The 22,456-nt window shown below is 38.8% G+C and carries 19 protein-coding genes; 18 read left to right on the top strand and 1 reads right to left on the bottom strand.

What is annotated here, in order from left to right; all coding sequences use genetic code 11:
* Positions 1-173 precede the first annotated feature (173 nt).
* The 14 genes from P20652_RS21035 (at position 174) to P20652_RS06640 (ending at position 20,131) form a co-directional block, all read left to right on the top strand.
* Positions 174-371 (top strand): hypothetical protein, encoded by a 198-nt coding sequence (locus tag P20652_RS21035; RefSeq protein ID WP_237707129.1) that lies wholly within the window; start codon positions 174-176, stop codon positions 369-371.
* 600 nt (positions 372-971) lie between these two features.
* The gene (locus tag P20652_RS06700; RefSeq protein ID WP_008169952.1) at positions 972-2,060 is read left to right on the top strand and encodes a GGDEF domain-containing protein; all 1,089 of its coding nucleotides are present in this window, start codon (positions 972-974) and stop codon (positions 2,058-2,060) included.
* 8 nt (positions 2,061-2,068) lie between these two features.
* Positions 2,069-2,683 (top strand): DsbA family protein, encoded by a 615-nt coding sequence (locus P20652_RS06695; protein WP_008169954.1) that lies wholly within the window; start codon positions 2,069-2,071, stop codon positions 2,681-2,683.
* Between the two features lie 249 nt (positions 2,684-2,932).
* Entirely contained in the window at positions 2,933-3,685 is a 753-nt protein-coding gene (locus P20652_RS06690) for a DUF3450 domain-containing protein (protein ID WP_008169959.1), read from the top strand.
* A gap of 10 nt (positions 3,686-3,695) precedes the next feature.
* Positions 3,696-5,063: a MotA/TolQ/ExbB proton channel family protein gene (locus P20652_RS06685; RefSeq protein WP_008169961.1), complete on the top strand. Its 1,368-nt coding sequence runs from the start codon at positions 3,696-3,698 to the stop codon at positions 5,061-5,063.
* Positions 5,064-5,066: 3 nt separating this feature from the next.
* On the top strand, positions 5,067-5,594 hold the full coding sequence (locus P20652_RS06680; RefSeq protein ID WP_010552929.1) for a MotA/TolQ/ExbB proton channel family protein: 528 nt from the start codon (positions 5,067-5,069) through the stop codon (positions 5,592-5,594).
* A 53-nt stretch (positions 5,595-5,647) separates the two neighbouring features.
* A complete protein-coding gene (locus tag P20652_RS06675; RefSeq protein ID WP_004334764.1) occupies positions 5,648-6,061 on the top strand; it encodes a biopolymer transporter ExbD in 414 nt (137 codons plus the stop codon).
* A gap of 12 nt (positions 6,062-6,073) precedes the next feature.
* Complete coding sequence (locus tag P20652_RS06670; protein ID WP_193371786.1) at positions 6,074-6,679, top strand: energy transducer TonB; 606 nt, start codon at positions 6,074-6,076, stop codon at positions 6,677-6,679.
* Between the two features lie 45 nt (positions 6,680-6,724).
* Entirely contained in the window at positions 6,725-8,053 is a 1,329-nt protein-coding gene (locus P20652_RS06665; RefSeq protein ID WP_008169966.1) for a lipopolysaccharide assembly protein LapB, read from the top strand.
* A 283-nt stretch (positions 8,054-8,336) separates the two neighbouring features.
* A complete protein-coding gene (locus P20652_RS06660; protein WP_008169969.1) occupies positions 8,337-12,425 on the top strand; it encodes a hypothetical protein in 4,089 nt (1,362 codons plus the stop codon).
* Positions 12,426-12,489: 64 nt separating this feature from the next.
* Positions 12,490-15,192 (top strand): TonB-dependent receptor domain-containing protein, encoded by a 2,703-nt coding sequence (locus P20652_RS06655; protein WP_008169971.1) that lies wholly within the window; start codon positions 12,490-12,492, stop codon positions 15,190-15,192.
* A gap of 220 nt (positions 15,193-15,412) precedes the next feature.
* Positions 15,413-16,552, top strand: a complete 1,140-nt coding sequence (asd, locus tag P20652_RS06650) for an aspartate-semialdehyde dehydrogenase (protein WP_008169973.1) — start codon at positions 15,413-15,415, stop codon at positions 16,550-16,552.
* 244 nt (positions 16,553-16,796) lie between these two features.
* On the top strand, positions 16,797-18,686 hold the full coding sequence (locus tag P20652_RS06645; RefSeq protein WP_033017608.1) for a bifunctional diguanylate cyclase/phosphodiesterase: 1,890 nt from the start codon (positions 16,797-16,799) through the stop codon (positions 18,684-18,686).
* Positions 18,687-19,006: 320 nt separating this feature from the next.
* The gene (locus tag P20652_RS06640; protein WP_008169979.1) at positions 19,007-20,131 is read left to right on the top strand and encodes a DUF748 domain-containing protein; all 1,125 of its coding nucleotides are present in this window, start codon (positions 19,007-19,009) and stop codon (positions 20,129-20,131) included.
* Between the two features lie 88 nt (positions 20,132-20,219).
* Here the strand turns inward: P20652_RS06640 and P20652_RS06635 are convergent, their stop codons facing one another.
* Positions 20,220-21,029 (bottom strand): ion transporter, encoded by an 810-nt coding sequence (locus P20652_RS06635; RefSeq protein ID WP_008169981.1) that lies wholly within the window; start codon positions 21,027-21,029, stop codon positions 20,220-20,222.
* Positions 21,030-21,129: 100 nt separating this feature from the next.
* On the opposite strand from P20652_RS06635, the gene P20652_RS06630 reads away from it, so the two are divergent.
* The 4 genes from P20652_RS06630 (at position 21,130) to P20652_RS06615 (ending at position 22,414) form a co-directional block, all read left to right on the top strand.
* Entirely contained in the window at positions 21,130-21,342 is a 213-nt protein-coding gene (locus tag P20652_RS06630; protein WP_008169982.1) for a hypothetical protein, read from the top strand.
* A gap of 15 nt (positions 21,343-21,357) precedes the next feature.
* Positions 21,358-21,639: a hypothetical protein gene (locus tag P20652_RS06625; protein WP_008169984.1), complete on the top strand. Its 282-nt coding sequence runs from the start codon at positions 21,358-21,360 to the stop codon at positions 21,637-21,639.
* Positions 21,640-21,707: 68 nt separating this feature from the next.
* Positions 21,708-21,899 (top strand): YwbE family protein, encoded by a 192-nt coding sequence (locus P20652_RS06620; protein ID WP_007583223.1) that lies wholly within the window; start codon positions 21,708-21,710, stop codon positions 21,897-21,899.
* Positions 21,899-22,414: a DUF4240 domain-containing protein gene (locus P20652_RS06615; protein WP_008169987.1), complete on the top strand. Its 516-nt coding sequence runs from the start codon at positions 21,899-21,901 to the stop codon at positions 22,412-22,414. Before P20652_RS06620 ends, P20652_RS06615 begins: the two co-directional genes overlap by 1 nt.
* The last annotated feature ends 42 nt before the right edge of the window (positions 22,415-22,456 follow it).

A 22,456-nucleotide genomic window follows, 5' to 3' on the forward strand; every position in this document is an offset into this window, starting at 1 on the left:
TCCTCTATGTATTTTTTAATCCTTTAGTGTTTGTTTTTACCAAAAAATTTAGTTTAAGTTTAATTTACTAAGACATTTAGCTAATTTTTTGCTAAAACTACACGGCTAGTAATAAGGGTGTATATGTTTGGCTCGTTAAAATTTACTTTGAAAGTGACTAATGTAGCCTTTTAATGTTGGTTTTGGTTTTGGTATTGGGGTTGTTCACTTTTACTAACTCTATTTCTATGGTTAAACAAACTGAGCAGCAGTTAGGCGGAGTGTTACAGCAAAATTCTGAGTTTGTTGCGCAAAATATAGCGAGCTGGTTAAACGCAAACTTGGCGATTGTTATATCAATAGCTAAAACGTACAAAATTAATGATGTTTAAGCACTTGCCCTTCCACAATTAAATACTAAAGAGCTTGCTGCTAATTTTGATGCGACTTCCCGCCCTAGGTATAAATTAGTTGAAAACAAATCTCATACTGCTTTTCGACAGCTTATATTGATGTTACAACCAATCAGCTTGCAATTTAAGCTGAGGTACTGATATTTCAAATGATCAGTTTAGAGGCGCCACAGGTGCTGATATTGATATGCAAACCGTTACCAAAAATATGAACGATAATGATTTTTAGGGCTTAGTTATGGTTTTTATTAGGCTCAAACCTTGCGGTAGAGCTTATGAAAATAAGTCGTCAAGATAGTAAGAAAAGCATGCAACAAGTAGATGCTGTCGGTAATTTGATCAGCCCGCTATAAAAGCTATAAAAGCTATGAAACAAATTAACGATGCTAATCATTCTGTGGTCAGTGCTACAGATAAAAAAATCAGGTGGTAAAATTGTTAGATACCGATATTCAGACGATTAATGTCTTTTCTATACTTGGTAAGGCGAATTTAAATGACGCGCTTAACGCATGTATTAAACTTAAACAGCAGTGCAGTGTCTTACAAAGTATGGTTCAAAGGTTTAAAGTATAAGTCATGAAAAAAGAAAACATTAATAAGCCTAGTTGGCTTAACTTAATCAATATTGATAGTGTTTATAAGTCAGATAAACAACGCCAAGCATTTTCGTTATTTAGCATGATAGCGTTTGCGATAGTGGTGTTAACTTTTTTGATTATTTCGAACTACGATGTCTATTCGCCGATTTTAACTGTCTCATTACTAGTCGCAAACATGACGATTATTGGCAGTACCGTTTATTTTATTCAGTCACGGGAATTAGAGTCGGTTGCTTTAACAACGATGGTTATTATATTTTTAATGTGCGTTGCTTTAACCTACACAGGGGGGAAGGAAAACACTGCACTTTATTGGCTTATGTTTTATCCGGTGGTTACCTTTGCAACGCTTGGAGTTAAATTGGGCGCTTGGCTGAGTGTATTTTTAATAGTATGTTGTTTAGGGCTTTTATATGGCCCTGATTTAGGCCAAGTACAGTACGGCAGTGTAGAAAAGTCACGATTTATTGCCTCATTTAGTCTGGTATTTATATTTTCGTTTATAGGTGAGTTCTACAGACAAAAAAGTCATGCAACCATAGCTAAAATTACCTTAGCACAGAAAAAAGATGCGTATACAGATCAACTTACCGGGGCTGCAAACAGGCGTTTTATTACGTCTCATTTTTTTAATCTTGTAAGCGAACAACCTCAGAATTACCTACCATTTTCTATTTTATTAATTGATTTAGATTACTTTAAGTTTATTAATGACAATCATGGTCATGATAGCGGCGATATAGTTTTAATTGAATTTACTAAATTGCTTGAATCACAATTTAGTAGTGATTCGATAAAAGCACGTTATGGTGGGGAAGAGTTTGTTGTTATATTACCAAAAGAAACCGTCTATACCGCTGAGAAAATTGCAAATAACTTCCGGCAAAGTTTGGCTAATAAAACACTATTAAATGTTGAAAAAGATAACATAACACTCACATGTAGTATTGGCGTTGCACAAGTAAATAAGTTAGAAGAGTATGGTGATGCATTAAAACAAGCTGATCAGTTCCTTTACACAGCTAAAGAAACGGGTCGTAATAAAGTTATTTCCGATTTAACTTAAAGGTTGTTATGTCTCAAAGTAAATTAATATATGTTCATGACCCAATGTGTAGTTGGTGTTGGGGATACTCGCCAACATGGCTTAAGCTAAAATCAGAGCTTGCTGGCAAAGTGACGATTGAATATAAAGTAGGTGGATTAGCACCCGATAGCCAAGACCCAATGCCACAAAATATGAAAGAGATGCTTGAGGGTACTTGGCATAAAATTTCAGCGCAGTTAGGTACGCAATTTAATTATAACTTTTGGCGCGATTGCCAGCCAAGGCGTTCAACGTATCCCGCATGTAGAGCTGCACTTATAGCACGTAAAGCGGATAAAGAAGCTCAAATGGTGGCTGCAATTCAATATGCTTATTACCTAAATGCGCAAAACCCGTCAGACGAAAGTACATTAATTAGTTTGGCTGAAAAAATTGGCTTAGATAAAAATGAGTTTACCGCGCAGCTAACGTCAAGCGAGCTTAATGATGAATTTAAAGCTGAGTTATCCTTTGTTCGTACACTACCAATCCAAGGTTTTCCCTCACTAGTGCTTATTAAAGGTAACAAAGCATACCCAATTGAAATAAATTACACCGATTGGCACTATTCCCTTAATCAAATTAATTCAATTTTAAACTAACCACTTATTTTCATCTTAATTAAGGGTGTTTGATCAGCAAGTACCCTTATTCCCTTTAAAACCTCTTCGTAAGTCTTAATTATTACCATTGTCATAAAAGCGACTTTTTTGCGCAACATCCTTGTCATGTTTCACCTATAAACTCCTGCTCATTGAAATTATTAAGTCATAAATTATTTATATAACAAAGTTTATGACCTAAAAAAACAAACTAGCAAATCCGCTAACTAACGAGTAAAGGTGTATGCGATGAAAGGCGTTAAACCATTAATCTTAGCTGGTATTGTGGCCGCAAGTGCAGCAGTACACGCAAACGATTTAGATAAGGTTATTGATAAAAGCAGTGAGATAAATAAATCAGCTGCGCAATCACAAACAAAAATAGACAAGATTGCAGATTCAATGCAAGGACGTTTACAGCAATTTAAAACCCTCAATAAAGAAATTGACGGTTTAGCTGTTTACAACGCTCAGCTAACTAAACAGTTAAATAATCAAGTAGAAGAGATGGAATCTTTAAACCTGTCTATGGATCAGGTTTCTATTATTGAACGTCAAATTACGCCGCTAATGCTTAGAATGATTGAAGGCCTTGAGCAGTTTGTATCTTTAGATATTCCATTTTTAGCTGATGAGCGCACTAAGCGCGTTACGTCTTTAAATGAAATGATGAATCGTGCAGATATCAATTCAAGTGAAAAATTTCGCCGTGTACTTGAAGCCTATCAGGTAGAAGTAGACTACGGGCGCACTATTGAAGCCTATACCGCACTTTTAAATGTGGATGACAAAGAGCGTGAAGTCGATTTTTTACGCATTGGTCGTTTAGAGCTTATTTACTTAACACGCGATGGTAAAAAAGCAGGTAGTTGGAATGCAGATACTAAATCATTTGAAGCATTACCAGACTCTACAATAAGCCAAATTAATAAAGGTTTACGTATTGCGCGTAAGCAACTTGCCCCAGATATGTTAACTCTGCCAGTACATGCAGCAGAATAAGAGGTTAAAAATGAAATTGTTTACTCAAATGACAAAAATAGCTCTTTTTGCTGCAAGCCTAAGCATTACTGGTGTAAGTATAGCGGCAGAGCCAATGAACTTAGATTCATTACTTAAAACGCTCGAAAATGGTAAATCAGCTCAAAGCGAGCAAAATAAGCAGCGCGAACAAGAGTTTACTGCTCGTCAAAACGAGCAAGTACAAATGCTTAAAAATACCCAAGCTAAGCGTAATCAAATGCTGGTGGAATCTGAGCGCTTAGAAACGCAGTTTGAAGAAAACGAAGTGAAACTTGCTAACTTAACAGACACGCTTTCTAAACGAATGGGTTCGCTTAAAGAATTGTTTGGCGTGTTACAGCAAGTAGCGGGTGATTCTAGTAATAAGTTTGCGACATCAATTATATCTGCCCAGATTGCTGGCCGCAGTACGTTTATGGATGACCTGGCTCAAAAAATGGGTTTAACTTCAAAACTTGCTTCAATAGAAGATATTGAAAAAGTATGGTTTGAACTACAACGCGAAATGACCGAGCAAGGCAAAGTAAGTCGTTTTAACGCAAGTGTCATTGTTGAAGGCGGTACTAAAGCACAGCAAGAAGTTGTGCGAGTGGGTGCATTTAACCTTATATCAAACGGTAAGTACTTAGAGTTTAATTCTTCGACTAACTCTTTGAGTGAATTAACTCGCCAACCCGTGTCGCGTTTTACCGCAACGGCAGAGGATCTTCAAAGTACTAAAAGCGGTGTGGTGCAATTTGCACTTGACCCAACAGGTGGCTCTATTCTTGGTTTATTAGTACAAGCACCCGATACCCAAGAGCGTGTTCATCAAGGTGGCACAGTGGGTTATGTGATTTTAGGCGTGGGTATTATTGCACTCCTTATATCGCTGGAACGTTTTTTCTCATTATTGATTATGGGCGGTAAAATTCGTCGTCAGCTTAAAGATTCAGTTGCACGTGATGACAATCCGCTTGGACGCGTAATGAAAGTAAAAGATCAATTTCCGAGTGTTTCACACGACACACTTGAGCTCAAATTAAGTGAAGCTATTTTACGTGAAATGCCAAAAGTGACGCGTAATTTAACACTTATCAAAATCATCTCTGTTGTTGCACCGCTGTTAGGTTTATTAGGTACGGTAACAGGCATGATCAATACATTCCAAGCAATCACCTTATTTGGTACCGGCGACCCTAAATTAATGGCAGGTGGTATTTCTCAAGCACTAGTAACAACGGTACTGGGCTTAGTGGTCGCCATACCAACGGTATTTTTATACACCTTACTTAATACGCGCGCTAAAAATATCTTGTTAACTATCCAAGAGCAGAGCGCCGGTATTATTGCAGAGCGAAGCGAGAAGGGAGCATAAACCATGGTGCTATTGATTGACTCAATCAATGCTATCCGTGATTTTCTCGACACTGGTGGCCAAGTTCTCTTGGTCATCGGGGTGTTAATCTTCGCGATGTGGTTATTGATACTCGAGCGATTTATTTACTTTTTCAATGGCTTTCGAAGCTACAAACATGCTCTTAAAGCCAATTGGATTAACCGTGCAGAACGTGATAGCTGGAATGCAGAGCAAATACGCGAAGCGATGATATCGCGAGCAGGTATGCGCTTAAACACCAATCTTTCTTTGATTAATGTGATGGTTGCTTTGTGCCCACTACTTGGTTTGTTAGGCACTGTAACGGGCATGATAGAAGTATTTGATGTCATGGCAATTACTGGCACAGGGAGTGCGCGTTCAATGGCATCAGGGGTATCTAAAGCAACTATCCCGACAATGGCAGGCATGGTAGGTGCGTTATCTGGGGTATTTGCCTCAACGTATTTACAACGAAAAGCTAAGCGCGAAGTAGAACTACTACAAGACAGTATGGTTTTAGACCATTAAGCAAAATTTTGATAAGCGGCTTATATAAAGTCGCTCATCCTAGGAGAATAAAAATGAGAGCCCCGTTAGGAAACCTATTTCAAGAAGATGAAGCTGAAGAAATAAACATGACCCCAATGCTAGACGTTGTATTTATCATGCTTATTTTCTTTATTGTAACTGCCTCTTTTGTTAAAGAAGCCGGTATTGATGTTAACCGCCCAGAAGCAGCAACTGCTGTGAAAAAAGAGCGCGCAAATATCCTTGTGGCGATTTCAGATACAGGTGAAATTTGGATTAATAAACGTCAAATTGATGTACGCGCAGTACAAGCAAATATAGAGCGTTTAAAAGCAGAAAATCCACAAGGTAGCGTTGTGATTCAAGCGGATAAAAAAGCCACTACCGAAATGTTAATAAAGGTGATGGATGCCTCGCGCGCGGCGGGCGCATTTGATGTATCAATTGCCGCACAAGATGCGTCTTAAGGGCTAGTTATGTTGCGATATTTAGTTGCATTAGTGATAGCCGGTGTAGTGACCTTTATGTTGTTTTTAGGCATGCAGGCACTGATCACTGGCGGTGAAGGCGCTATGACGGATCCGGTTAAGGGTAACGTACTTGATTTTGTTCGCTTGAAAAAAGAAGAAACCGTACAAAAAAAAGAGCGTAAGCCACAAAAGCCACCTACACCAAAAGAGCCGCCACCACCAATGGAATCGCCGCAAATGCAAAGTAGTGATGCAAACGCAAACGCTAATAACTTTGACTTTGGTGCCAATGTAGAAGCAGATGTAAATTTAGCCGGCGGGTTAGCACTGGAAACCAGCGATGGTGAATATTTACCGATTGTAAAAGTGGCACCTGTTTATCCGCGCCGCGCATTATCGCGAGGTATCGAAGGCTACGTTATTGTTGAATTTATAGTAACTAAACAAGGCACTGTACGCGACCCACAAGTAGTAAAAGCAGAGCCTGAGTCACTCTTTGATAGAGCCGCGATGGATGCAGCCCTTAAATTTAAATATAAACCACGCGTAGTTAACGGTGAAGCCGTTGAAGTAGCGGGTGTTCAGAACAAAATATCTTTCCAAATTAGCGGTTAATTTAGTCATTAACCACGAGTATACGGACAGTAATACGAGGCGATTATGAAATTACTACCTACAGCTAAACTTTTAAAGTTAACACTATTTTGTACCGCTGCGATCAGTACAAGTATTGTTGCACCAAGTGCTCTAAGCCTGATACCAGGGCTAAATGTAGCTACGGCATATGCAGAGCAAGAGCAAAAAACAAAACGTGTACCAGCGCTTCGCGAAAAGGTCTACAGCCAACTCGCACGTGCACAAAAACTCGCTGATGATGGCGATGTTAAAGCCGGACTTGAAGCGCTTGATAGCATTCAAGAGCGAGCTTCAAGCATGAACTCGTACGAAATTGCGATGATGCATAATTTTTATGGGTTTATTTATTACAACGAGAACGATTTACCAAAAGCGATAGCTTCGTTTGAAAAGGTCGTAGCAGAGGAGGCCATTCCCGAGTCGCTTCGTTTAAGTACTACCTTTAGTTTAGCGCAACTAGCTATGGCTAATAGTGATTACACTAAAGTTATCGCATTTTTAGATGACTGGGACACTATTAACACTAAGCCTAAAACAGAAGGCTATTACTTGTTAAGGGCTCAAACATACTATCAGTTAAAGGATTATAAAAAAGGCCTTGAGTACATATCTCAAGTAATTGCTTTAAGTGATAGCGAAGGCAAAATCCCTAAAGAAAACTGGTTAGTACTAAAGCGTGCAATGTATTACTCGCTTAATCAAACAGATAAAGTTGTTGAAGTACTTGAGCGCATGGTAAAGCTTTATAACAAGCCTGAGTACTGGGTGCAGTTATCGGGTATGTATGGTGAAACAGGGCAAGAAAAGCAGCAGTTGGCGGTAATTGAAGCGGCTTACCAGCAAGGATTTTTAACCTCTAAATCTGATTTACGCCAATTAGCGCAAGTGTATTTATATAACGGCTTAGCATTTAAAGCCGCAGACGTTATGAGCGATGCGATTGAAAAAGGGATTGCAGAGCAAAACGCTAAAAACTATGCCTTTGTAGCTGAGGCGATGATCCAAGCAAAAGAAGACGCAAAATCAATAAAATACTTTGTAAAAGCAGCCGATTTATCACCCAGTGGTAAGTATGACCAACGCTTAGCTGAAGTGTATGTTAATACTGAGCAATACGAGGAAGCGGCCGACGCAGCGCGTAAAGCACTTAATAAAGGCTCACTTGATTTTGAATCAAATGCATTTGTAGCCTTGGGTATGGCTCAGTACAACTTACAAAATTTTGATGCATCTATTTTAGCGTTCGAACAAGCAGAAAAACATAAAAAATCACAGCGTTTAGCGCAGCAATGGATTAAATATGTAAAGCGCGAGAAAGTGCATGCAGAAACATTAAGAACGGCACTGCTTTAAGCTTTAGTAATAACGTTTAAATATAATTTCATAATCGCAAATCCAAACCACACTATTTTTAGTGTGGTTTTTTATGTTTTTAATAAATTAACCACTTGAATTTTATGTAAATAACTTTGTCATCTTATGTTTATTAAAGTGTAACTGTAATGTCATATAGCTACCGTAAGGTAGGCGCTGCTGATAACTCAAGTGACCTTAAAGCATTACTTAATGTTTTAAGGTGACTTGAGTTTATTTAAAGCACTTAACAAAATAATTAAATACTTTAACGGAGTGAACAATGAAATTATCTGACTTATTTAAAGTTAGTTTGATTGCAACTGCAGTATCTTTAGCGGGTTGTGGTGGTGACTTAGTAGTATCTGAAGGCGACACAACAATAAATGAAGGCGACACAGTTACTAATGTTGTTGGAGGTGGCAGTGGTACAGTAGATGAAACATCATCGCGTGATGATTCTCAAAATGCAACTACGGGTTTCCCTGCTGATATCGACAATGCACTTGTTCAAGGCTTAGCAACGGATGTCTCAAGTGAATTTCCAGCAATAACAGATAAACCAGTGTATCGCTTAAGTGCTGATACAACATTGATTGCTGATGTTTCACTAACTAATGATGCACATTGGATTGTGAGTGGTCGTACTGCTGTGGGTAATGACCGCGCAGATAGTACAACGCTTTATATTCAGCAAGGTACAACGATTATTGGTGAGTCAGGGGATGACTTTTTAGTTGTGCGTCGTGGTTCACAAATTGAATCGGTCGGCACTGCAAGCCAGCCAATTACGATGACATCAATTCAAGATGTTACGGGTAGCGAAACAGCAATTGGCCAATGGGGTGGTTTGGTATTACTTGGTAATGCACCTGCAAACTCATGTGGAGACCAACAAGGTGAAGCAACAGCTGACGAACTTGCTAACTGTGGCGTGTCAGCTGAAGGTGATGCAGGTCAGTTCGGTGGAAATATCAGTGATGATAATTCAGGTACTTTAAAATATGTACTTGTTAAGCAAGCAGGTAAAACGCTTGGTAATGGTGATGAGTTAAATGGTATTACATTTGCCGGTGTTGGCTCTGCAACTACGGTTGATTATATCCAGGTTCATGAAAACCTTGATGACGGTATCGAGTTTTTTGGTGGTACGGTTAATGTAAGTAATGTAGTGCTGACTAACATTGGTGATGATTCACTTGATTGGTCTTTTGGTTGGACGGGTTCGGCTACTAATGTTTACATTCAACAAGCGGCTAACTTAGGCGATAACGCTATTGAAGCTGATAACTCTGAGTTTGATTCAAGCGCCACGCCATTAACACTGCCTACTATATCTAACGTAACAATCGTCGGTGCAGAAGGTAATAATGGTATTCGTCTACGCGCTGGTACTGCGGGCGCTCTTAAAAATGTATTTGTAACGGGTCCTGCTACTTACGAAAACTGTTTACGTGTAGGGTCTGATTCAGTTCCTCGCGCTGAAGATGGCACACTAACGATTGTAAACTCTATTGTGGCGTGTCAAACCACGGCAAATAATTTTGGTAGTGAAGTAATTAACGGTGGCGACGTACAATCTTGGTTTGAAGGACAAGATGGTAACCAAGTACTTACGCCTGCAGAGCTTATGCTTGCTGATGACGGTTACACGCCACTTGCTGGTTCACCGCTTATCGCAAATGGTCAAATTGGTGCTTTTGATGGTTCAACTAACTGGATGGAAGGTTGGACTGTCGGTATTAATGGCGGCTTCCCTACTGATATTGATAACGCGCTTGCACAAGGCTTAGCATTAGATGTTTCTAGTGAATTTCCAGCAATTACAGATAAACCAGTATACCGTTTAACTGAAGATACAACGTTCACAGCAGATGTAACGCTTACTAACGATGCACATTGGATTTTAAATGGTCGTACTGCAGTTGGTAATGACCGTGCAGATGCAACTATATTATATGTTCAAGCGGGTACAACGCTAATTGGTGAAACAGGTGATGACTTTTTAGTTGTACGTCGTGGTTCACAAATTAATGCCAATGGTAATGCAACTGCGCCAATCACTATGACATCTATTCAAGATGTAACCGGCGCTGAAACAACGATTGGTCAATGGGGCGGCTTAGTATTATTAGGTAATGCACCCGCTAACTCGTGTGGCGATCAAACCGGTGAAACGACAGCTGAAGAATTAGCTAATTGTGGTGTATCAGCTGAGGGTGACGCTGGTCAGTTTGGTGGTGATATTATCGATGATAACTCAGGTGTTCTTCGTTATATTGTTGTTAAACATGCAGGTAAAACGCTGGGTAATGGCGATGAACTTAACGGTATCTCATTTGCAGGTGTTGGTTCACAAACGAAAGTTGAATACATTCAAATTCACCAAAATCTAGATGATGGTGTTGAGTTTTTTGGTGGCACAGTTAATGTTCGTAACATTGTACTAACTGATATTGGCGACGATGCATTCGATTGGTCATTTGGTTGGTCGGGTCGTGCACAAAATATCTATATTCAACAAAGTTCAGTTGAGGGTGATAACGCAATAGAAGCTGATAACTCAGAATTCGATTCAAATGCGACACCATTGACTAAACCACTAATTTCTAACGTAACAATTGTAGGTGCTGATGGTACTAACGGTGTTCGTTTACGTGCAGGTACAGCGGGCGTTCTACGAAATGTTGTTATAACGGGACCTGAAGGTTACTCAAACTGTTTACGTGTAGGCTCAGACTCTGCTGCTAATGCAGAATCGGGTGAGTTGTCTATCGAAAACTCAGCTGTTGCATGTAATGAAGATAATAACTTTGGTTCACAAGCAATTGGTAGTGGCAATGTGCAGTCTTGGTTTGAAGGTCAAACGGGTAACTTAACGCTTACGGCTTCAGCACTTAATTTAGCGACAGACGGCTTTACACCAAAATCGGGTTCACCTTTATTAGGTGCTGGTGGGGATTCATCTGAGCTTGACTCGTTCTTTACCAAAACAGATTACATCGGCGCATTCGATGGCGATAATAATTGGATGGATGGTTGGACAGTTGCTATTACACCAAGCTTTCCTGACGATATTGCTAATGCATTAGCACAAGGACTTGCAACAGATGTTTCTGCTAGCTTCCCTACAATTACAGACAAACCTGTATATCAATTAACCTCTGATGTTGTATTTACATCTGATGTAACACTGACTAACGATGCGCATTGGATTTTAAAAGGACGTACAGCGGTTGGTAATGACCGCGCTGACAACACAACACTTTATGTTCAGTTTGGTACAACGTTAATTGGTGAGTCGGGTGATGACTTCTTAGTTGTTCGCCGTGGTTCTAAAATTGAAGCGGTAGGCAGTGTAAATCAACCAATTACTATGACGTCAATCCAGGATATGACGGGCGGCGAAACTACGATTGGTCAATGGGGCGGTTTAGTATTATTGGGTAATGCACCTGCTAACTCATGTGGCGACCAACAAGGTGAAGCAACAGCAGAAGAACTTGCTAGTTGTGGTGTGTCTGCTGAAGGTGACGCAGGCCAGTTCGGTGGTAATGACCCTGAAGATAATTCAGGTACGCTAAAATATGTTGCAGTTAAGCAAGCGGGTAAAACGCTGGGTAATGGCGATGAACTTAACGGTATTACACTTGCGGGTGTTGGTCGTCAGACTGAACTAGATTACATTCACGTTCATGAAAATCTAGACGATGGTGTTGAATTTTTTGGTGGTACTGCAAATATTAGTCACCTTGTTTTAACAAGCATAGGCGATGATTCACTTGATTGGTCATTCGGTTGGACGGGTAAAGCGCAATATGTACTGATTAAACAATCAGACTCTGAGGGCGACAATGCAATTGAAGCTGATAACTCTGAGTTTGATTCAAGTGCAACGCCACTAACAATGCCAACTATCTCTAATGTAACAATTATTGGTAATGTGGGTGTAAATGGTATCCGCTTACGTGCAGGTACTGCGGGTATGCTTAAAAACGTAGTGGTGACAGGCGGGGCAGACTATTCAAACTGTTTACGAGTAGGCTCTGATTCAGCGCCGCGAGCAGAGGACGGTACATTAACTGTTACTCACTCAGTTGTTGCGTGTGAAACCGCTAACAACTTTGGTACGCAAGCAATTGGTACAGGTAATGTTGAATCTTGGTTCTTAGGACAAACAGGCAATTCAGTTCAAGTAGCCACTGACCTTGGGCTTGCAGATAATGGCTATATGCCAACTGCTGAGTCGTTATTACTTGGTAATGGCTTTGATTCATCAAGCTTAGATAGTTACTTTGATTCTGTAGATTACATTGGTGCGATGGATGCACAAACAGACTGGACAGCAGGTTGGGTAAAAGTAGGCCTTTAACCCAAACCACATTATAGCCGAGCGAAAGCTCGGCTAATGTCTTGTTTTGTTTCGGAGTATAAAAATGAAATCTTTTAAACCCTCTACACTTGCTTTATCAAAGTTAAACTACGCTGTAATGGCTGCCTTACTTGGTTTATCAGTAAATACAGCCACGGCTGCTGAGCAGCAAGTAGAAGAGCAAGAAATAGAAGAAGTTGTTGCTGTAGGGCAACGATTAAAGGGCAGTGCGGGTGCTGTACTGCAAGAACGTCAAAACCAAGCGTTTGTTGCCGATATTATGGGTGCAGACCAAATATCACGCACTGGTGATGGCGATGCCGCCTCTGCACTTCGTCGTGTTACTGGCTTAACGTTAGTCGACGGTAAATTTATTTATGTGCGTGGTTTAGGTGAACGCTATTCTAGTACTCAACTAAATAGCATGTATGTACCAAGTCCTGATCCTACTCGCTCAGTGGTTCCTTTGGATTTATTTCCATCTGAAATTATTGAAAGCTTGAGTGTACAAAAGTCATTTTCACCGGATATGCCAGCGCATTTTGGTGGTGGTAATGTAAATATTCGGACTAAATCAATTCCTTCTGACTTTTTATTAAAAGTACAAGTGGGTACATCGTACAATACTTCTAATAGCGATACCGGTTACTTTTACAGTGGCGGTGATGATGACTGGATGGGTCGAGATGATGGTTCGCGAGCATTATCGGATGTGTTTACTACTGCGCTTACCAGTGATGCTGGTCTTGAGGGCAATATAAACACTACGTTAGCCGAGCGTAAAAACCTGATTCAATCGCTTGATTGGGATGTAGGTATTTTAGAAAAGGATGTTGACCCTGCCATGAACTTCTCTATTGCCTTAGGTGATAGATTTGAAAGTGAGGCCGGTACTTTTGGTGTGCTTGCAGCCGTATCTTACGATAACGAGTGGGAAGTAGTTCAAGAGCAAAGCGGCTCAAGCCTTGGTAGTTTAGGCTGTGAAGACAAATGTTTTGCCCAGTATTACGATGGTACATCGACTGAGCAAAATGTACGTTGGAGCGGCACATTAAATTTAGGATATGAGTTAAATTCAAACCATAAGTTTGAGCTTACTAATATTGCACTTCATGACATGAGTGACCGCGTACGTAACCGCGATTACTTTGATGCAAATGAAACCGAAGAAGGTGTCACCGAATTACGCCGAGTAGATATTACGTACGAAGAGCGCGAAATGTTTTCGACTCAGCTTAAGGGGACGCACAACTTTCCAGAGCTAAATAATTTATTTTTTGATTGGTATGGAGGTTTAAGTCGAGCAAACCGTAATGCACCAGGTGGTTTAGATGTTGTTTATCAGCAAAACTTAGTTGATGGCGTGCTTGAATCTGAACAATTACAAGATGTAGCTGCAACAAATATCACCCGTGAGTATCAAGTATTACACGACGATGTTGAAACATTTGGTTGGAATATGGGTATGCCTTTTTATGGTGACGGCTATGAGCTTGAGTTAAAAATAGGCGGCGATTTTTCAGAGAAAAAACGTGATGCAAGTAATGTGAAGTTTGGCATTACGCACCGTGGTATAAGCGATGAGTACTCGTTCGGTTCTAACGTAAGCGATATTTTTGCTGATGAAAACACGGCGAATGACGCTTTTTATGCAAGTGTAACTGGCTCAGGTATTTTTGATGACGGGACCACTGATGGTGATAAGTACAGTGCAGCGCATAAATTAGATGCTTATTATTTTATGGCCGATTACTTCTATCAAAACACTTGGCGTTTTACTGGTGGCGTTCGATGGGAAGATTTTTCTCAAGTATCAGTCGGTTATGAAGCGCATACTAATTTCTTTGAAAATACGCTACAAGAAATCCAAGATGTAGCTATTAATGAAGATAACTTTTTTCCTTCTTTAGCTGTTACATACATCATGGATGAAGAAATGCAATTTCGCTTAAATTTAAGTGAAACAACCATTCGCCCTGATCTACGTGATGTAAGCTCTTCTTTCTTTGTTGACCCGTTAACTGAGTTTCTGGTGAGAGGGTCTCCTAGTTTACAAAGTTCTAATTTAAAAAATGTTGATTTTAGGTTTGAATGGTATATGCCATCAGGTAATAACCTTTCTGTTGCATTGTTTTATAAAGACATTGAAAACCCAATTGAAATGGTTGAGCTTGCGGGCGTAGGGGGAGCATCTCCACAGTTATTAACCGCAAATGCTCAGTCGGGTAAATTATCGGGTATTGAAGTTGATTTTTTAACTGACTTTGGCTTTATAAATAAAGATTGGTCCTCAGCATTCTTGTCAGGCAACGTTACGCTATCTGACTCAAGTGTTAATTTGGGGATTAATGATTCAGACGGTGTTGACTCACTGTTTGAAACACAGCTTAAAGAAGCCCTTGAGGCCGATACGGTATCGAATATTGTAACTAACAATGAGCGTCGTTTAGTTGGTCATTCTGAGTGGGTTGCAAACTTACAAATGGGCTATGACTCGGATGATGGATTTCATTCTACTTCACTAATTTATAATGTGTTTGGTCCTCGTATAATTGTACCTGGTACACGTGGTAATGAAGATGCCGAAGAAAAGTCGTTTCATTCAGTTGATTTAGTTTATTCTTACTTCCCTAACTTTAACTCTAAAGTTAATTTTAAGGTTAAGAATATGCTTGGCCAAGAAAAAGAAATTGAACAAGAAGGTCTTACCCTTTGGGGACAAGACACCGGCACTGAGTTTAGTTTAAGTTATAGCTATGAGTTTTAAGCTTTATTTAAAATAAAACTCAAGGAATGAAATAATAAACTTCACTATCTATTAGCTCTGTATTTTAATACAGAGCTTTTTTGTGTTTATGCTCAGTATGAAAAATATTTAAGTTCTGTTTTATTCGCTAGTTTTAGCCGTCTACGAGTGTTAGTTTAGCGTTAATGAAAATTAAATCTCACGCAATGAATTTAATTTTTAATGTATTAAGGCATCTTTTATGAATCAAACAGTGGAACAAACAATGAAAAAAGTAGGATTAGTCGGTTGGCGTGGCATGGTTGGCTCTGTGTTATTAGAACGTATGCAGCAGCAAAGTGATTTTGCCCATATCGACACCACCTTTTTCACCACCTCACAAGCGGGACAACTCGGCCCTGATATTGCGGGCGACGCAAAACCATTGCTAGATGCAAGTGACATTAGCGAACTTGCTAAAATGGATATTATTGTTACTTGCCAAGGCGGTGACTACACCAATGCGGTATATCCAAAACTTCGAGAGTCGGGTTGGGATGGTTACTGGATTGATGCAGCTTCAGCACTGCGTATGAGTGAGGACAGCATAATAGTGCTAGATCCCGTAAACAAAGATGTTATTGAACAAGGCTTAGCGCAAGGCGTTAAAACCTTTGTGGGCGGTAACTGTACTGTATCGCTGATGCTACTTGCATTAGGTGGTTTATTTGAGCAAGACCTAATTGAATGGGTAAGCCCAATGACTTACCAAGCGGCGTCGGGCGCTGGTGCACGAAATATGAAAGAGCTTATTGCACAAATGGGCGCTATTCATGCAAGTGTTGCAGATAAACTAGATAACCCAAGCTCTGCTATTTTAGAAATTGATAAAATAGTCAGTGAAACAATGGCGTCTAAAGACTTACCACAAGACCAATTTGGTGTGCCATTAGCGGGCAGTTTAATCCCGTGGATTGACGTACCTATGCCAAGTGGTCAGTCTAAAGAAGAATGGAAAGCACAGGTTGAAGCGAATAAAATTTTAGGTTCATCAAAGCAACCAGTGCCAATTGATGGTTTATGTGTACGTATTGGCGCTATGCGTTGTCATTCACAAGCGATGACCATTAAATTACGTGAAGATATTAGCGTAGAAAAAATTGAAGAAATTTTAGCGTCTCATAACGAGTGGGTTAAGGTAATTCCTAACGAGCGCGAAATTAGCGCCACAGATTTAACGCCAGTTAAAGTAACAGGTACTTTAACAATTCCTGTTGGTCGTATTCGTAAACTTGCAATGGGACCAAAATACATTAGCGCATTTACAGTAGGCGATCAGCTTTTATGGGGAGCAGCAGAGCCACTTCGTCGTATGCTACGCATTATTGTTGATGAGAAATAGAGAACAGTTAATTTAGTGCACAGCATTAAAAAAGGGTTAGCAATTTGCTAACCCTTTTTTATTTATCATGTCTTAACGTTATCAACACGCTCTAATTGTTTTAAAATCATGCGGTTTAATTTATTGAGTTGTATAAAAGCAGTAAGGCTCGATGAATATTCAATGTTAAACCTTCGCAACGCTATTTTTAGTCATTTATTTTAAGTAAACTATCGTCCTTAAAGTCGCTAATTAAGTAATAACAATGACAATAAATACAAAGAATTTTATTAATAAGCGTTTAGCTTTTGTTAGCTCATATTTTAGTTCTGCAATTATCATTAATACTATCGTGTCTTGCTTTGTTGTTTTTAGTGGTATAAACCACAGTCCTTCTCAAGGAAAGTTTAATTGGTTTTTAGTGTTAACGCTTATATCGTTGCTTCGTATTGCAAATCATATTTATGTTCGTAACAGCAATAATCTAAAGTATCACCTCTACTTTTTAGGTGTATTAATGACCGGTGTTACGTGGGCTGTTTATCCTATCTTATTTTTTGAACAGATGGTGATGCAAGAAAAATTTGTATCTCTGGTCGTATTTAGTTCGCTCGCGGGTGGCGGTGTCAATGTATTAGCTTCAGATATTCGCTCTTCTATATCCTACATAACGTGTTTGCTTGTTCCTTTTAGCGTTTTATTGTTGTTACAGCCCATTAGCGATGAAAACGTGTTAGGTGTTTTAGGGCTCGTGCTGTGGTTTATTTTGTGTTTTGTTACTGCAACGCGTACAGCAAAAGACGTAAAGTCATCAATTAACAACGAACTTAAGTTAGACCAATTTATTGAAAATCTAGAGAACGACGTGCAACTTCGTACAGAGCAAGTTATTCTTTTAGAGCAAAAAGATAATCTTACTAAGTTATTTAACAGAGGTAGCTTTGTTTCTAATGTTGAACTTGATTTAGCGAATACAAATAACGACATTAAAGCCATTTTATTTTTAGACATGGATGACTTTAAACTCATCAATGATAAGTTTGGTCATGATTTTGGTGACTTTGTGCTGGCCCAAACAGGTAAACGATTAGTTGATACGCAAACCCAAGGTGACTTTATTGCTTGTCGGTGGGGAGGTGATGAGTTTATATTTTATTCACGCAATAGTACTGAAGATGCGCTTTATGACTGTGTTTTTAGATTAGTTAAAACCTTAACGAAAACAGTGAGTATGGATAGCTATCAAGTAAACCCTTCTTTTAAGGTTGGGCTTTACTTTACACGCGAAAATTTTGAGCTTCAAGAAGCGATCAAATACGCTGATGTTGCTATGTATGAAGGTAAAAAAAACCGTAATGAAATATCGGTATTTGACGAGCGAATGCATGAATCGCTTAAAAGAGAAGAAATACTTCGCAGCTCAATTAAAGAATGCGTAGAAAAAGGTGATTTTCATCTTTGTTATCAACCTATCGTTGATATAACCACAAATGATATAACTACGTTTGAAGTATTGCTTCGTTGGCAGTTTAATGATGAATTTATTCCCCCTTCCGAATTTATCGATATTGCAGAGCGATATGGAAAAATCAATATGTTAGGTGGATTTGTACTTGAACAAGCGATTGCGAGTTTAAGTAAGTTAAATGCAATAAATAGTGGTATTGGATTGTCTATTAATGTGTCTGTATTACAACTTGAAAGCCATAACTTTTTAGGACTTCTTACTGGTTTCTTGAGTAAGTACGCGGTTAAACCAAAGAATGTTCATTTAGAAATAACAGAAACAGTTATGATTAAAAATTTACCGTATTTGTCAAAAGTGATTACCGAGATTAAAAACACTGGGGTGCGTATTTCTATTGATGATTTTGGTACTGGCTTTTCTTCTATATCGGTTTTAAAAGAGCTATCAGTTGATTACATTAAAATAGACAAATCCTATATTGATAATATTTGTGAATGCTCTAAAGATAAAAGTATTGTATCTGCGGTGACTAACATGTCTCACATGATAGGTTGCCAAGTAATAGCGGAGGGGGTTGAAAATACTGAACAATTAAAGGTACTAAAAAGTTTTTATATAGATAAGTACCAAGGCTTTTTATTTAGTAAACCCGTTAAGTTTGATCAAGCCCTCAAATTAATAAATTAAAGTACACAATCTTTATATTTAATGATGCATTGCAGCGTAAGTTAGTACTTTTGCAGCAATGCTTTGAAACACTCAGCTTAATAAAGCAATGAGCGACTACCTATAATGTATTACCCTCCTTGTCCTTACTTCTTTCATATTCATCGTTCACTCTTAAAGTGGTATAACCTTTGCTCTTAATACGTAGATTAGCCTGTTTAACTACAATAAGGCTACCAACGATGTATTTTAAATGCGATATACGTAGTGTTATTACAATTTTGCGTAATTCTTACATGTTTAAAATGCTCATTTGAAAGTATTAGGTAAAGGAAATTACAATGAGCTTGGTTTTTAATTTATTTCATAGCAAATTGTTTAACTCATTAGCGGCTATTTTATTAGTCCTTATTATTGCCAGAATAGCCGCGCCTTATGCGCTTCAGCAGTACGTAAATTATCAGTTAAAACATACGCAAGGTGTTACGGGGCATGTTGGTGATGTAGATTTGTTTTTATATCGCGGTGCCTACGCAATTGACGACGTTGAAATTTACGCTGTTGATGCAACTTCAGCTCCTAAGCCTTTACTGAGTATTCAAACGCTTGATTTTTCACTTGCGTGGTCAGCCCTTTTAAAGGGCAATTTAGTAACAAACATGGCCTTTACACGTCCTGAGATAGTTATTTACGATAAAGATCCCAATGCTTCTGAGCAAAATCAACAAGTAAAAGACGAAACTACCTGGGTAGGGCTCGCTAATGATTTAGTACTGTTTTCTATTGATACCTTAACAATTGAGCAAGGTAAATTAACTTTAGTTAACTCAATTAATAGTGGTGAAAAACCCACTTTTATATCAAATATCAACGCCAGAATTGAAAATATAACCAACGCGCAAAACCTATCAAAAACACTAGTGACTACGCTAAACGTAGAAGGTGCATTAATGGGGGAGGCTTTATTAAAGGTTGATGGCAAATTAGATCCCTTTAGCAAACACGCTAATTTTGATTTTAACGCAGAGGTACAGCGTTTCTCTGTTAAAAACCTCGATACTGTATTTAAGGTATACACGCCTTTTGATATTGAAGCGGGTGGTATTGATGGCGCTATGGAACTTGTGGCTAAAGACAATAGCTTAAATGGTTATGTAAAAGCGGGCGTTCAAAACTTGCGTGTGTTCTCGTGGCGCGAAGATATAGAAAAAGATGACGATGGAATATTTACGGCCATATTTGAAGGCAGTGTTGATTTACTGGGCTCTATACTCGAAAACGATGAGTCTAAACTTGTTGCTGCACGCATTCCTATAAATGGCCAACTCGACAATGCAGATGTGTCGACTTTCCAAGCTGTGATTTCGGTTTTAAAAAATGCTTTTTTTGATGCGTTTAAAATGAAAGTAGATAACGTTATTTCTTTTGAAGATGCGGATAACAAACCTGATAACGAGAGAAATTAAAGCACTTTTTTAATGCATGTTTGAGTTAAATGTTTAAGTTGCACCCACTTTTTAAACTTTAAGTGGGTGCTTTAGTACTCTTATCAGGTTAGTTTTTGCGGTTACTCAATAGCTCTTTAAGCTCCGCAATTTGCGATTGTAGTTCGTTTACTTGCCCTTGCGTTGCAGGTAATGAGCTGTCATCTGCGAGCTCTTCTCGCGCTTTGCGGTGCTCCTCACTCATAACTTCTAAAATGGCACCTACCATCATGTTTAAAAATACAAATGCGGTTAAAAATATAAATGTAAGATAATAAATCCAGCTTAGTTCGTACACCGCCATTGTTTCGTACATTATGTCGGTCCAATCTTCAAATGTTGCCACCCTAAACAAGGTAAGCATTGAGATTGAAACGTCTTGCCAAAGTACGGGGTTTATTTCAGCAAACATCATGCTGCCCATTGCAGCGTATATATAAAAAATAACAAACATTAATAGGGCTATATAACCCATTTGTGGAATTGCTTTGAGCAATGAATTAACCAATAAGCGCAGCTCTGGGATCATTGATACCAATCGCAGTACTCTAAATATGCGCAGTAATCGCGCAATTAACATAGTAGAGCCAGCAGCAGGATATAAACTCCCCAGTACTATGATGGTGTCGAATATGTTCCATCCTTTAGAAAAAAAGTGTTTTATGCCTTTGCTTGCAATAAAGCGGATTATTAGTTCAATTAAAAAGAATGCGGTAATGCCAACGTCCATCCAATTTAGAGCAAGCTCTACGGTAGGATGTAGTGAGTAAGTGTGCGCACCTACTGTCAGGGCAGAAACAATAATTACAGCTATAACAAATGATTGAAATATCTTGCTTTTGTCTATACGCTGAAACAACTTTTGTAACTGCGACATCATAGAAATAGATCCTTTGGAGATTAAGATTTTATGGCGCTAATATACAATAATATTGTAATAATTTAACGCTTTTTCGATATAGAAAGTGTAAGGAAATTTAATGTTTATCAATAAACTAAAAAGTAGCGCATTACTTATTGTTGGATTATGTGTTTTAGCTGGTTGTAGCTCTGATGCGCGTTTTCATGAAGTTCAATCGGCGCGCCTTGATGAATGTAACTATAAAGCCGACAAAGAATATTACGAATGCTTAAATAAACAAGACTCTAACTACGAAGAGTTTAAAAAACAGCAACAAGCAAAAACTAAATAAGTAACCTTTATATTTATGACTAAAACGCAAAAGCAGCGCGATAAGCACATTCGACTAGCACTTACTAATGCATGCGAGGCAATAAAAGAAAGCGTAATCGGTTTTGATTATCTAACGCATACCATTGATTTAAATAATGAGGCCAATACGTTAAAAGTGCACTGCTATTTTAATGATGAGATAGCCCTTGAAAGTGCAAAACCGCAACTTAACGAATTAACAAATATAATACTCAAAGAGCTTACGAGTATTAAGTTGAACGCAAAACCAGCACATATATCATTTTCCGCCAATTAACAGCGCTTTTGTTGGTTTGATAGCACATGGACGTTATAATTAGATAAATTATTTTTAGGGTTTAAATTATGGCTGTTCCTACGCGTTCGCAAATTTCACCAGGCACCACAGTAAATATTGTATTAAAAGAAGATCAACGCAGCGGCACATTAACTGAGGGCGTTGTTGAGCGCCTTTTAACAAAATCACCAAATCACCCGCACGGCATTAAAGTACGCTTAGAAGATGGTCAAGTTGGCCGAGTAAAAGAGATTTTATAATGGCAGCGTTAACAGAACAGGCTTTTTGGGATTTAGTAACTACACCCGATTTAGGCCTTGATCCACAAAGTGTGAGCGACCACCTTAAAGCAAAATTAAGCGACCTAGATGACGAGCAACTCATTGCCTTTGACAAGTTTTTTGGCATAAATATGCGTAAATGTTTTACATGGGATTTATTTGGCGCTGCATTTGTTATGGCAGGCTGCAACGATGAATATGGTTTTAGTGAGTTTAGATGTTGGCTTATTTCACGAGGTAAAGCCGTATTTGAAAACGCACTAACTAATGCCGACTCAATTGCATTATGCACACCCGTGTATCATTTAAATGAACAGCCTTACCCATACATTGACGAGTACGACCTCATCGCCGGCTTATTATATGAAGAGCGCAACGAAGATGAATTACCCTTTGTACCATCAGGCGATCAGCCTGCAGGCAAACGTTTTAAAGATAAACCAAAGTTTTTAAAGCAAAGCTACCCCGCTTTATTTTTAAAGTACTGGCGGTAATACGAGTGATTGTACTTTAATCGTTTTGTTGTTTCAGTACGT

The sequence above is a fragment of the Pseudoalteromonas sp. BSi20652 genome, assembly GCF_000239855.1.
GTDB lineage: Bacteria > Pseudomonadota > Gammaproteobacteria > Enterobacterales > Alteromonadaceae > Pseudoalteromonas.